Consider the following 12,449-nt stretch of genomic DNA (forward strand, 5'->3'; position numbering starts at 1 on the left):
GAGGTGCTCGATGCTGGTCCGGTGAACCGCCGGGAACAGTCGCTCGCCGCCCTCGTCGCCGCCATCTGGGGCGTCAACTTCGTCGTGATCGACTGGGGCATGGGCGACGTGCCGCCACTGGTGTTCCTGGCGGTGCGGTTCCTCGCCGTCATCGTGCCGGCCGTCCTGCTGGTGCCGCCGCCCGCCGTGGGCTGGCGCACCGTCGCGGCGGTGGGGACCTTCATGTCGCTGGGCCAGTTCGGCCTGCTCTACGTCGCCCTCGACGTCGGCCTGCCACCCGGGCTGGCCGGGCTGGTGCTGCAGGCGCAGGTGGCGTTGACGATCGCGATCTCCGCCGTCGCGCTGCGGGAGCGGCCCACCCGGGCGCAGGCGATCGGGGTCCTGCTCGGCGCCGTCGGGCTGGTGGTGGTCGGGTTCGGCCGCGGCGGGCACGTCGCGCTGCTCGGGCTCCTGCTGTGCCTGGGGGCCGCGCTGATGTGGGCGATCGGCAACGTCGTCGCGCGCACCTCCGGTGCCGGCGGCGCGGCCGGCGGGCTGTCGATGACCGTGTGGTCGGCGCTCGTCGTGCCCGTCCCGCTGCTGCTGCTCGCGGTGGCGCTGGACGGCCCCGGGACCCTGTCGGCAGCCGCTGCGGCCTTCGGCTGGAAGGCGGCGCTCTCCACCCTCTACACCGCCGGCCTCGCCTCGCTCGTCGGCTACGGCATCTTCAACAGCCTGCTCGCCCGCCACCCCTCCTCCGAGGTGGTGCCGTGGATCCTGCTCGTGCCGCCGGTGGCGATCGGCTCCGCGTGGCTGCTGCTCGACGAGGTGCCCTCACCCGGCGAGCTGGCCGGCGGGGTGCTGCTGGTCGCCGGGGTGCTCGTCGCCCAGCGAGGTGGGCGGCGGGTGGCGAGGGAGGCGCTCAGCGACCGGACTCGGTGTACGACGGCCCCGTCCCGGCCAGGCTCGCCAGTGCCGCCCGCACCCGCCGCGCCGTGAAGTCGGTGGCGCGCTCGTCGATCTCGCTCAGGGTGAGGAACTGCGCCGCGATGATCTCGCGGGCCTGCGGCACCACCTGATCGGCGAGGGCTTCGGGGTGGGCGCCGCCGTCGAAGACCAGGCAGAGGGCGTCGTCCCAGCCGCCCCACGGCGGCATCCAGTCGGTCAGCACCAGGCCGCCGGCGGTGATCCGCAGCTGCAGCTCCTCCTCGAGCTCGCGGGAGACCGCGAGCCGGGGCGACTCACCGACCTCGACGACGCCGCCGGGCAGGTCCCAGTCGCTCTTGTAGGTCAGGTTGCACATCAGCACCCGCGGCTCGGGGCCGGGGGTGTCGTCGCGGACCAACATCTGCGCGATCCCGCGCTTGCGGGGCAGGAACGCGTTGAGCAGGGAGCGGAAGCCCGCCGGCTCGTGCACCGGCACGTCGTCGGCGAGCCGGGCGTAGACCACCACGTCGCCGGTGCGGCCGCGCTGCACCCCCTCGCGCTGCAGGCCGGCCCACGTCGCGATCCGCTGGCCCTCCTCGTCGTCGGTGGCGACCTTCACCTCGACTCGGTCATGGTCCACCAGTGCGGCGGCGGCCTGCCGGCGCACGATGTCGACAGCCGAGCGCCAGCCGCGGTCGGTGAGGTCGGAGGTCCAGGTCAGCCGAGCGGTGCCGTCGTCGACGGTGCTGTGGCTGACGCTCGGATCGGACACAGACTCACCTTAGAGGAGCGCTCCCGGGCCCCGCGTCCGTGGTGCGCGTCACATCGAGTGCGGGACCCGCCGACGACGTCGGACCGGTCGCCTCGGCCGGGTCCGCGCCCAGCTCGGCGGTCCGCAGGTCGGCGGTGCGGGACTCCTCCGCGACCGGTGGAGCGGGAACGGCGGCCGCGGGCGCATCGGGGGCACGCAGCCACAGCGTCGCCAGCGGCGGCAGGACCAGGGACGCCTGCGCCGGGCTGCCTCCGGGTGCCTGCGCCTGCATCGCCGGCGTCGGCACCGCGTGCACCACCCCGAGGTTGCCCACCCCGCTGCCGCCGTACGCCGCCGCGTCGGTGTTGAGCACCTCGGCCCACTCACCGGCGACCGGCAGGCTCAGCGTGTAGTCGTGCGGCACCGCGGCGAAGTTGGTCACGCACACCAGGTCCGGCTCGCCGGGGGCGCGGCGGGTGAAGGCGAACGTGTTGTGCCCGGCGTCCTGCGCGTCGATCCACGCGAAGCCGGCGGGGTCGTGGTCCAGGCGCCACAGCGCCGCGTGCTCGCGGTAGCGGCTGTTGAGGTCGCGGACCATGTCGTGCAGGCCGCGGTGCCCGGAGTCGGCGAGCAGGAACCAGTCCAGCTCACGGGACTCGGCCCACTCGGAGTCCTGGGCGAACTCGCTGCCCATCATCAGCAGCTGCTTGCCGGGGTGGGCCCACATGTAGGCCAGGTAGGCGCGCAGGGTGGCGAGCTGCTGCCATCGGTCGCCGGGCATCTTGCGCAGCAGCGAGCCCTTGCCGTGCACGACCTCGTCGTGGCTCAGCGGCAGCACGTAGTTCTCCGAGAACGCATAGACCAGGGAGAACGCCATCTCGTCGTGGTGGTAGGCGCGGTGCACCGGCTCGTGCGCGAGGTAGCGCAGGCTGTCGTGCATCCAGCCCATGTTCCACTTGAAGCCGAAGCCGAGCCCGCCGCCCGAGGTCGCGCCGGTGACACCCGGCCAGGCCGTGGACTCCTCGGCGATGGTGACGATGCCGGGCACCCGCTTGTAGGCGGTGGCGTTGAGCTCCTGGAGGAACTGCACGGCCTCCAGGTGCTCGTGGCCGCCGTGCCGGTTCGGCGTCCACTCGCCGTCGTTGCGGCCGTAGTCGAGGTAGAGCATGGAGGCCACGCCGTCCACGCGCAGGCCGTCGACGTGGTACTCCTCCAGCCAGTACAGCGCGTTGGCGACCAGGAAGTTGCGCACCTCGGGGCGGCCGAAGTCGAAGATGTAGGAGCCCCACTCCGGGTGCCAGCCGCGTTGGGGGTCGGGGTGCTCGTAGGTCGGCGTGCCGTCGAAGCGCACCAGCGCCCACTCGTCGGTGGCGAAGTGCCCGGGGACCCAGTCCAGGATCACCGCGATGCCGGCGGCGTGCAGGGCCTCCACCAGTCGTCGGAACCCGTCCGGGTCGCCGAAGCGCGGGTCGGGGGCGAAGTACGACGTGACGTGGTAGCCCCACGAGCCGCCGAACGGGTGCTGCATGACCGGCATCAGCTCGACGTGGGTGAAGCCGAGGTCGGCCAGGTAGCCGGGCAGGTCCGCGGCGAGCTCGTCGTAGGTCCAGTAGGAGCCGTCGGGGTGGCGCTTCCAGGACCCCAGGTGCATCTCGTAGGTGGCCATCGGCTCGTTGACCGGTTGCCGCCGGGCCCGCTCGGCGAGCCACTCCTCGTCGTGCCAGACGTGGCGGGAGGTGTAGACGCGGGAGGCCGTCTCGGGCGCCACCTGACTGTGGAAGGCCATCGGGTCGGCCTTCTCGCGCCACACGCCGTCGGCGCCCTCGATCAGGTACTTGTAGCAGGCACCCTCACCCGCGCCGGGGACGAAGGCCTCCCACAGCCCGGAGCCGATCGACTCCATCCGGTGGGCCTGGCCGTCCCAGCCGTTGAAGTCGCCGATGACCGCCACCTGGCGGGCTTTCGGCGCCCAGACGACGAACGAGGTGCCTGGCGTCGGCTCGGTGCGCACGTGGGCGCCGAGGACCTGCCAGAGCAGCTCGTGGCGGCCTTCGGCGACGAGGTGGAGGTCCATCTCGCCCACGAAGGAGGTCGGGGTGCGGCTCTCGGAGGGCGGCATCTACCTGACTTTAGCCACGTCCGCCCAAGCCCCCCAGGACGCGCGAACACGCGCAGGTGCGGGGTTCGGGGCTCCGGGTGTGGGATGGGCGGGTGAGCAGCTCGGGGTCCGCGCCCGCGTCATGGCGGCTGATGGTCGTCGTCCCGGCCGTGCTGGCGTTCTTGTCGATGATCGGGCCGTTCAGCATCGACACCCCGTTTCCCGCCTTCGCGCAGATGGGCGCGGACCTCGGTGCGAGCGCCGCGGAGCTGCAGCTGGTCGTCTCGGTCTACCTGGGCTGCTTCGCGTTGATGTCCGTGCTGCACGGCCCGATCTCCGACGCCCTCGGCCGGCGGCCGGTGATGCTGGCCTCCCTCACGGTGTACGTCGTGGCGTCGGTGGGCTGCGCGGTGGCGCCCACCCTCGGCTGGCTGCTCGTGGGCCGGGCGGTGCAAGGGCTCAGCGCCGGCGGGGCGACCATCGTCAGCCGCACCGTGATCCGCGACCTGTTCACCGGTGCGACCGCCCAGCGGCTGATGAGCCGGGTCGCGGTGATCTTCGGGATCGCGCCGGCGATCGGGCCGGTGCTGGGCGGCGCGATGCTGCGCCTGGGGGAGTGGCCGGCCGTCTTCTGCTTCCAGGTCGGTCTCGGCATCGCCCTGGCGGTCGCGGTGCTGACACTGCTGCCGGAGTCGCTGCCGGTGGAGCGACGCTCCGCGCTGCGGGTGAGGGCGGTGCTGGCCAGCCTGCGCGACGTCGCCCGCGTCGCGGCCTTCCAACGGCTGGCCTGGGCGACGGCACTGATCTTCGGCGCGCAGTTCCTCTACATCGGTGGCGCCTCGATCTTCGTCGTCGACATCCTGGGCCAGGGCGAGCTCGACTACTGGAAGCTCTTCGTGCCCATGATCGGCGCGATGTCGTTCGGCTCGTGGTTGTGCGGGCGCGCCGCGGGACGGATGACGGCGCGGCGGCTGACCTCGATCGGCTGCGCCGTCGCCCTGCTCGGCGGCGTGGTGGGCGTGGTGGTGGCGGCGACGCCGGCCGGCACCCGGCTGCCGTGGGCGGTCGTGGGGCTGGGCCTGCTGGCCCTGGGCAACGGCATGACCTACCCGACGCTGCAGCTGGTGATGCTGGACCTGTTCCTGGACCGGCTCGGTGCGGTCGCCTCGCTGTCGATGTTCCTCAGTCTGGCGCTCAACGCCGTCGCGGCCACCGCGCTCACCCCGCACCTGGGTGGCTCCGCGCTGGCGTTCGCGGCCGCGGCAGGGGTGGGCGTGGTGGCCGGCCAGCTCCTCTGGCTGTGGCACTGCGTGCTCGAGGACCGCGACTGCGCGGTGCGCCGGGCAGCGGCTGGCAGCCCGGCCGAGCTTTCCTGAGGGGCCGATCGTGCCGATCTATTGATCTTCGATAGATTCCGAGCGATGCTCGACTCATGACTGTCGTACGTCGAGCGGTCCTCCCGCTTCGCGCGACGCTCGTGGCGAGCTTCGCGATGCTGGTGCTGCTCCAGGTGTTCTCGATGCCCGGTCAGTTCCGGCACATGGCCGAGGAGAACCCCGAGGACGCCGAGCTGCGCTGGCCCCTGACGATCGTGGCGATCCTCGTGATCGGATGCGTCCAGGTGGTGATCGTGTGCACCTGGCGCCTGCTGACGATGGTCGCCCGCGACCGCATCTTCACTGCCGCCTCGCTGCGCTGGGTGGACGCGATCATCGCCGCGATCGGCGTCGGCTGGCTCCTGCTCGCCGGGATCCTGCTCGGCCTGGCCGGCTACTGGGACGATCCCGCGGGGCCGCTGCTGATCATCCTGCTTCTCCTCGCCGGGGGAGCGCTCGGCCTGCTGGTCGTGGTGATGCGGGAGCTGCTGCGCCAGGCCACCGACCTGCGCTCGGACCTGGACTCGGTGATCTGATGCCGATCGTGGTCCGCATCGACCTCGAGCTCGCCCGCCGCAAGATGGGCGTGGGCGAGTTCGCCGAGCGAGTCGGGCTCACCCCGGCCAACGTCGCGGTGCTGAAGAACGGGCGCGCCAAGGCCGTCCGCTTCTCCACGCTCGAGGCGATGTGCCGTGTGCTGGAGTGCCAGCCCGGCGACCTGCTGGAGTACGTGCCCGACGGCGAGCCCTGAGCGCCCGGGGCGGTCGGTCGTCAGTCGCTCGTCAGTCGCTCGTCAGCCGGGCGACGCCCTCCAGCGGGATCGACAGCCACGTCGGCCGGTTGCGGGCCTCGTAGACGCACTCGTAGATCGCCTTGTCCACCACGTAGGCGGTGAGCAGGGTGCGGTCCTCGGCACCGAACCCGGCGTCGCCGCAGTACGCCGCCAGGAACGCCTTGCGGTTGCGCCGGGCCCACTCGCCGGCGCGGATCGCACGCTGGTGCAGGACGTCGGGGTCCTGCTCGGGCATTGACGCGGCGACCGCGTGCGGGGCGTAGTCGAAGGACCGGGTCATCCCCGCGACATCACGCCACGGGCTGTCCGGGCGCACCCGCTCGTCCATGGTCTTGGCTGGCTCGCCCTCGAAGTCGACGAGCTTCCAGCCGCCGACCGTGCGCAGCGTCTGCCCCAGGTGCAGGTCGGCGTGCACGCGCTGCACCGGCAGCTCGCCGAGCCCGGCCATCGCCGCGAACACCGCCCGCGCGGCGTCCGCGTGCTCGGCCAGCTGCGGCACCACCTCGATGGCTGCCTCGAGCCGGTCGGTCATCACCTGCGCGACGTGAGCGGCGTCGACGGTGTCGGTGGGGAAGGCCTCCCGCAGCTGGGCGTGCACCTCAGCCAGCGCCTCGCCGAGCCGCGCCGCCTCGCTGGCGAAGTCGCCGCCGACCTCCTCGGCGTGCAGGTCCGCCTCGGCGAACAGGTCGCGGACGCTGGCCAGTGCGATGCCCCAGCCGTCGCTGGCCGTGCGCAGGAACTGCTGGAGCATGCCGAGGTGGGTCTCGTCGTGCTCGATCCAGCCGTACAGGTGTGCCACGTGCGTGGAGCCGGCCTCGGTCAGCACCCGGTGGGTGGTCACGTCGGGGTTCTCCCCGGGCGTCACCTTGCGGAACAGCTTGAGCACCGAGTCCTCGCCGAAGAAGACAGAGGAGTTCGACTGCTCCCCGGTGAACGGGCTGCCCGGGGCGGTGAGGTCCAGCTCGTGGCCACCGAGGCGCACGAACCCGATCGCGCTGCCGCTGCCCGTCTCGAACGAGCGCAGGTACAGGGCCATGGCGGCCCGGTCCTGCACCGCGTCGTAGGCGACCACCTCGGCGCCGGCGTCCGTCGCGGTACCGGTCGCGGCACCGTCAGGGGCGGGCCAGCGGCCGACGAACGCGTGGTCGAGACGCTCCTGCGGCTCGTCGTACAGCGCCAGCGGGAGCTGGTAGCGCTCCGGCTCGCCGCCGTCGTCGAAGGCCACCTCGGCCAGCGCGACCACGACCCGCGGCTCCCGGGCGGCCTCGGCCGGCCGGGTGCTGTGGTCGGTGGGCGCCGGGCTCGCGGCCGCCTCGCCGGGCGGCGGGGCCACCTCGCCCAGGACGTGGACCTCGCTCACGGTGAACCCGCGGCCCTTGCTGCCGAACCATCGGGCCCGGTCCAGGTAGGCGTGCAGCGCCTCGTGGTCGACGTGGGTGAGCAGCTCGCTGGCGGTGGCCATCACAGCACCGGCCTTCCGGTCGTGTGGGGGTCGGTCAGCCGGAACCAGTAGAACCCGTGGCCGCTCAGGGTGAGCAGGTACGGCAGCTCGCCGATCGCGGGGAACGGGACGCCGCCCAGCAGCTCGACCGGCACCCGGCCCTCGAAGCGGCGCAGGTCCAGCTCCACCGGCTGGGGGAAGCGGGACAGGTTGTTCACGCACAGGATCAGGTCGTCCTCGCCGCCCTCGGGATCGGGCAGCTCGCGCAGGTAGGACAGCACGGTGGGGTTCGACCCGCCCAGGTCGGTGAAGGTGCCCAGGCCGAAGGCGTCGTGCTGGCGGCGGATGTGGATCATCCGCCGCGTCCAGTGCAGCAGCGAGGAGGGGTTCTCCAGCTGCGCCTCCACGTTGACGCTCTGGTAGCCGTAGACCGGGTCCTGGATGGTCGGCAGGTGCAGCTTGCCCGGGGTGGCGGAGGAGAACCCGGCGTTGCGGTCCGGAGTCCACTGCATCGGCGTGCGGACCGCGTCGCGGTCACCGAGCCAGATGTTGTCGCCCATCCCGATCTCGTCGCCGTAGTAGAGCACCGGCGAGCCCGGCAGCGACAGCAGCAGCGCGGTGAACAGCTCGATCTGGTTGGTGTCGTTGTCGAGGAGTGGGGCCAGCCGTCGCCGGATGCCGATGTTGGCCTTCATCCGGGGGTCCTTGGCGTACTCGCCCCACATGTAGTCGCGGTCCTCGTCGGTCACCATCTCCAAGGTGAGCTCGTCGTGGTTGCGCAGGAAGATGCCCCACTGGCACCCGTCCGGGATCTGCGGCGTCTGCTCCATGATCTCCGAGATCGGGAACCGCGACTCGCGGCGCACCGCCATGAAGATGCGCGGCATCACCGGGAAGTGGAAGGCCATGTGGCACTCGTCGCCACCCACGCTCGGGTCGCCGAAGTACTCCACCACGTCGGCCGGCCACTGGTTGGCCTCGCACAGCAGCACCCGGCCCGGGTACTTCTCGTCGACGAAGCGGCGCACCTTCCTGAGGAACTCGTGCGTCTCCGGCAGGTTCTCGCCGTTGGTGCCGGGCCGCTCGTAGAGGTAGGGGACCGCGTCGAGGCGGAAGCCGTCGAGGCCCATGTCGAGCCAGAACGCCATCGCCTCCATCATGGCGTCGTGGACGGCCGGGTTGTCGAAGTTGAGGTCGGGCTGGTGGTGGAAGAACCGGTGCCAGTAGTACTGCTGGCGCACCGGGTCCCACGTCCAGTTCGACGGCTCGGTGTCGACGAAGATGATCCGGGCGTCCGAATAGAGCTCGTCGGTGTCGGACCACACGTAGAAGTCGCCGTAGGGACCCTCGGGATCGCTGCGGGAGGCCTGGAACCACGGGTGCGCGTCGCTGGTGTGGTTCATGACGAAGTCGATGATCACCCGGATGCCCCGCTCGTGCGCGGCGTCGAGGAAGGCGTGGAAGTCCTCGGTGGTGCCGATCTCGGGCAGGATCCCGGTGTAGTCCGCGACGTCGTACCCACCGTCGCGCAGCGGCGAGGTGAAGAACGGCGGCACCCACAGGCAGTCCACGCCGAGCCACTGCAGGTAGTCCAGCTTCTCCGTCAGGCCGCGGAAGTCGCCGGTGCCGTCGCCGTTGGAGTCGCGGAACGAGCGCACCAGCACCTCGTAGAACACCGCGGTGCGGAACCACTCGGGCTCGGTGTTGAGCACCATCTTGCGGCCGGTGGGGGAGTTCGAGACCCCGCCCCCGCCCGTCGTGTCGCCGCTCCTCGAACCGATCGAGACCTCGCTCATGCGCTCCCCTCCACGGTCAGGACGTGGGCCGGCTGAGCCGGGTCCAGCCTGACGTAATTGTGCTCACCCCAGGTCCATGCCGACCCGGTCATCTCGTCGCGCACCACGAAGGAGCCGCCCGGCGCCAGCCGGAGGGCGGGCAGGTCCAGGTGCACCATCGTCTCCCGGGCCTGGTGCGGGTCGAGGTTGACGACCACGATCACCCGGTCCTCACCGGCGCTCTTGCTGAAGCACAGCACGTGCTCGGAGTCGGTGGCGTGCACGGTGAGGTTGCGCAGCAGCTGCAGGGCGGGGTGCGCGCGGCGCACCCGGTTCAGCCGGGTGACGTACGACGGCAGGCCGTGCCCGGTCTCCTCCGCCCGGCTCCAGTCGCGCACCCGGACCTGGTACTTCTCCGAGTCCAGGTACTCCTCGCTGCCCGGACGCACCGCGAGGTGCTCGCACAGCTCGTAGCCGGCGTACATGCCCCAGCTGGGCGAGCCGGTCGCGGCGAGCACCGCGCGGATCCGGAACGCCGCCGGACCGCCGTACTGCAGGAACTCGTGCAGGATGTCGGGGGTGTTGACCCAGAAGTTGGGGCGCACCCGGTGCGCGGACTCGTGGGAGACCTCGAGCAGGTACTCCTCGAGGTCCTCCTTGGTCACGCGCCAGGTGAAGTACGTGTAGGACTGGTGGAACCCGATCGCGCCGAGCGTCTGCAGCATCGGCGGCTTCGTGAACGCCTCGGAGAGGAACAGCACGTCGGGGTCGGACTCGCGCACCTTGGCCAGCAGCCACTGCCAGAAGGCCGGCGGCTTGGTGTGCGGGTTGTCCACCCGGAAGATCCGGACCCCGTGGTCCATCCAGTGCCGTACGACGCGCAGCACCTCGGTCGCGAGGGACTCGGGGTGGTCGTAGTCGTGGGCGTCGAAGTTGACCGGGTAGATGTCCTGGTACTTCTTCGGCGGGTTCTCGGCGTAGGCGATGGAGCCGTCGGCGCGGGTGGTGAACCACTCCGGGTGCGCGGCGACCCAGGGGTGGTCCGGCGCGGCCTGCAGTGCCAGGTCGAGGGCGACCTCCAGGCCGAGGCCGCGGGCCCGGTCCACGAACGCGTCGAAGTCGGCGAGCGTGCCGAGGTCGGGGTGGATCGCGTCGTGGCCGCCGAAGCGGCTGCCGATCGCCCACGGCGATCCCGCCCAGTCGGCGGGCAGGGGCTCGCCCGCGGCGAGCACGGCGTTGTTGGGTCCCTTGCGGTTGACCTCCCCGATCGGGTGGATCGGAGGCAGGTAGATGATGTCGAAACCCATCTGCGCCACGGCCGGCAGCCGCTCGGCGGCGGTGCGGAACGTGCCGGAGACGACCGCACCCGTCTCCGGGTCGAGCCGCGCTCCCTCCGAGCGCGGGAAGAACTCGTACCAGCTGCCGAACAGCGCGCGCTGCCGGTCGACGTACAGCTCGAAGGGGCCTTCGACGGTGAGCAGGTCGCGCAGCGGGCGGGCGGTGAGCACCGCCTGCAGCTCGGGCGACTCCAGCTGCGCCAGCCGGGCCTCCACGGGCCGGTCGGTGTCGCGGGCGGCGCTGAGCGCGGCCTTGAGGATCTCGGCGTCGGCCTTGCCGGCCTTGGTGCGCTTCGGCACCCCGGCGAGCACCCGCTCCAACAGCAGGGCGCCCTCGGCGAACATCAGCTCGACGTCCAGCCCGGCGGGGATCTTGATGCCGGCGGCGTGCTGCCAGGTGGCGACGGGGTCGGACCAGGCGTGCACCTCGAAGGCCCAGGGGCCGGTGCTGTCGGGCTGCACCCAGGCCTCGTAGCGGTCCACCGAGTGCCGGTCGGTCACCGGCAGCAACCGCATCCGGACCGGGTCGCGTCGCGAGCCGTCCGGGGCGACGAGGACCACCTCCGCGCCGAGCTTGTCGTGTCCTTCACGAAACACCGTGGCTCGTACCGGCAGCGGCTCGCCGAGGCTCGCCTTAGCGGGAAGCCGGCCCCCTGCGGGACCGGCTTCGAGCACGGGTGTCACGTCGATCACGGGGATGCGTCCGACCATGCGCAGAACTTAGCCGGAGGCCAAATCCCACACTTCCACCTCGTCCCCGACGTTCAGCGGGGCGCCAGCGGGTGGTAGGTCGATGAGCGCGTCGGCGCCTGCGAACCAGCCCAGGAAGCCCGATCCGGCCGGTCCCCAGGGGGTGACGGTGCCCGCGGCCCGGTCGAGCCGGCCACGGCGCAGCTGGCGCTTGCCGGCCAACGGGACCAGCGGCTCGGTGAGTGCGACGCGCAGCACCGGCCGGTGCGGCACGGGGTGGCCGTGGGCCCGGCGCAGCGCGGGCCGGACGAACACCTCGAAGGAGGTCAGCGCGCTGACCGGGTTGCCCGGCAGGCAGACCACCGGGACGCCGCCGACGAGGCCGGAGCCCTGCGGCATCCCCGGCTGCATGGCGACCTTGACGAACTCGACGCCGCGCGGGCCCAGCGCCTCCTTGACCACCTCGTAGGCCCCGGCGCTGACGCCGCCCGAGGTGAGCACGAGGTCGACGTCGCCGCCGGCGAGCTCGGAGTCCAGCAGCGCCAGGAAGGCCGGCACGTCGTCGGCCACCCACAGCCGGCGCACCGCGACCCCGCCGGCCTCCGCGACGGCGGCGGCCAGCAGCGCCCCGTTGGCGTCGCGGATCTGCCCGGCGCCGGGCACCGGGTCCTCGGCCAGCTCCGAGCCGGTGGACACGACCAGCACCCGCGGCCGGCGTCGTACGACGACCCGGGTGATGCCGAGCGCGGCCAGCAGCCCGACCTGGGCCGGTCCGAGCAGGGCACCCTCGGCGAGCACCTGCTGCCCGGCGGAGACGTCGGAGCCGGCGGGCCGCACGAAGCGACCGGCCTCGCGTGCGGCGTCGATCCGCACCACGTCGGTGCCCCCGTCGGTGACCTCCACCTCCACGACCGCGTCGGCCCCGCGGGGCACCGGGGCTCCGGTCATGATCCGCAGCGCGGTGCCGGGCGCCAGGTCGGTGAGCGCGGCGCCGGCCGGCACGTCCCCGGCGACAGGCAGCGTCACGGGCTGCTGCGCGGTGGCGCCCGCCACGTCGACGGCCCGCACCGCGTAGCCGTCCATCGCGGAGTTGTCGAAGGCCGGCAGCGGCTCGGGGGCGTGGACCGGCGCGGCCAGCACCCGTCCCCGCGCCGCGTCCAGGTCGACGGTCTCGGTGGGCGGTCGGCCGGGCCCGGAGGCGGCCGGGCCGTCGGGCACGAGGAGGCCGGCGACGTGCTGCTGGTGCTCGGCGACGGTGCGCAGTGAGGTGCTCATCGCGGCC

The 12,449-nt window shown here is 72.5% G+C and carries 10 protein-coding genes; 4 read left to right on the forward strand and 6 right to left on the reverse strand.

Annotated elements, in window-relative coordinates:
- Window positions 1–21 precede the first annotated feature (21 nt).
- Window positions 22–978, forward strand: coding sequence for an EamA family transporter (locus KG111_RS05505; protein WP_249666314.1), 957 nt, complete (start codon window positions 22–24; stop codon window positions 976–978).
- Here the strand turns inward: KG111_RS05505 and KG111_RS05510 are convergent.
- Complete coding sequence (locus KG111_RS05510) at window positions 902–1,678, reverse strand: NUDIX hydrolase (protein WP_205291690.1); 777 nt, start codon at window positions 1,676–1,678, stop codon at window positions 902–904. The genes KG111_RS05505 and KG111_RS05510 overlap by 77 nt on opposite strands.
- Window positions 1,679–1,682: 4 nt before the next feature.
- On the reverse strand, window positions 1,683–3,776 hold the full coding sequence (gene glgB, locus KG111_RS05515) for a 1,4-alpha-glucan branching protein GlgB (RefSeq protein WP_205291689.1): 2,094 nt from the start codon (window positions 3,774–3,776) through the stop codon (window positions 1,683–1,685).
- Between the two features lie 92 nt (window positions 3,777–3,868).
- Between glgB and KG111_RS05520 the strand changes: the two genes are divergently transcribed.
- The 3 genes from KG111_RS05520 to KG111_RS05530 are packed head-to-tail and all read left to right on the forward strand — an operon-like array spanning window position 3,869 to window position 5,882.
- Entirely contained in the window at window positions 3,869–5,131 is a 1,263-nt protein-coding gene (locus tag KG111_RS05520; protein ID WP_205291688.1) for a multidrug effflux MFS transporter, read from the forward strand.
- 56 nt (window positions 5,132–5,187) lie between these two features.
- Complete coding sequence (locus KG111_RS05525) at window positions 5,188–5,667, forward strand: DUF2975 domain-containing protein (RefSeq protein WP_205291687.1); 480 nt, start codon at window positions 5,188–5,190, stop codon at window positions 5,665–5,667.
- On the forward strand, window positions 5,667–5,882 hold the full coding sequence (locus KG111_RS05530; protein ID WP_205291686.1) for a helix-turn-helix domain-containing protein: 216 nt from the start codon (window positions 5,667–5,669) through the stop codon (window positions 5,880–5,882). The genes KG111_RS05525 and KG111_RS05530 overlap by 1 nt, the downstream gene beginning before the upstream one ends.
- Window positions 5,883–5,913: 31 nt before the next feature.
- Here the strand turns inward: KG111_RS05530 and KG111_RS05535 are convergent, their stop codons facing one another.
- The 4 genes from KG111_RS05535 to KG111_RS05550 form a co-directional block, all read right to left on the reverse strand.
- On the reverse strand, window positions 5,914–7,386 hold the full coding sequence (locus KG111_RS05535) for a maltokinase N-terminal cap-like domain-containing protein (protein WP_205291685.1): 1,473 nt from the start codon (window positions 7,384–7,386) through the stop codon (window positions 5,914–5,916).
- Window positions 7,386–9,080 (reverse strand): maltose alpha-D-glucosyltransferase, encoded by a 1,695-nt coding sequence (gene treS / locus KG111_RS05540; RefSeq protein ID WP_240195796.1) that lies wholly within the window; start codon window positions 9,078–9,080, stop codon window positions 7,386–7,388. Before treS ends, KG111_RS05535 begins: the two co-directional genes overlap by 1 nt.
- A gap of 77 nt (window positions 9,081–9,157) precedes the next feature.
- Window positions 9,158–11,188, reverse strand: coding sequence for an alpha-1,4-glucan--maltose-1-phosphate maltosyltransferase (locus KG111_RS05545; RefSeq protein WP_205291683.1), 2,031 nt, complete (start codon window positions 11,186–11,188; stop codon window positions 9,158–9,160).
- A 9-nt stretch (window positions 11,189–11,197) separates the two neighbouring features.
- On the reverse strand, window positions 11,198–12,442 hold the full coding sequence (locus KG111_RS05550) for a molybdopterin molybdotransferase MoeA (protein WP_205291682.1): 1,245 nt from the start codon (window positions 12,440–12,442) through the stop codon (window positions 11,198–11,200).
- Window positions 12,443–12,449 lie beyond the last annotated feature (7 nt).

This window comes from Nocardioides faecalis (assembly GCF_018388425.1).
Taxonomy (GTDB): Bacteria; Actinomycetota; Actinomycetes; order Propionibacteriales; family Nocardioidaceae; genus Nocardioides; species Nocardioides faecalis.

Bases quoted from the DNA above. Each gene is read 5' to 3' on its own strand.
- glgB (WP_205291689.1), bottom strand. From the start codon at position 3,776: ATGCCGCCCTCCGAGAGCCGCACCCCGACCTCCTTCGTGGGCGAGATG.
- KG111_RS05525 (WP_205291687.1), top strand. From the start codon at position 5,188: ATGACTGTCGTACGTCGAGCGGTCCTCCCGCTTCGCGCGACGCTCGTG.
- KG111_RS05530 (WP_205291686.1), top strand. From the start codon at position 5,667: ATGCCGATCGTGGTCCGCATCGACCTCGAGCTCGCCCGCCGCAAGATG.
- KG111_RS05535 (WP_205291685.1), bottom strand. From the start codon at position 7,386: ATGGCCACCGCCAGCGAGCTGCTCACCCACGTCGACCACGAGGCGCTG.
- treS (WP_240195796.1), bottom strand. From the start codon at position 9,080: ATGGTGCTCAACACCGAGCCCGAGTGGTTCCGCACCGCGGTGTTCTAC.
- KG111_RS05545 (WP_205291683.1), bottom strand. From the start codon at position 11,188: ATGGTCGGACGCATCCCCGTGATCGACGTGACACCCGTGCTCGAAGCC.
- KG111_RS05550 (WP_205291682.1), bottom strand. From the start codon at position 12,442: ATGAGCACCTCACTGCGCACCGTCGCCGAGCACCAGCAGCACGTCGCC.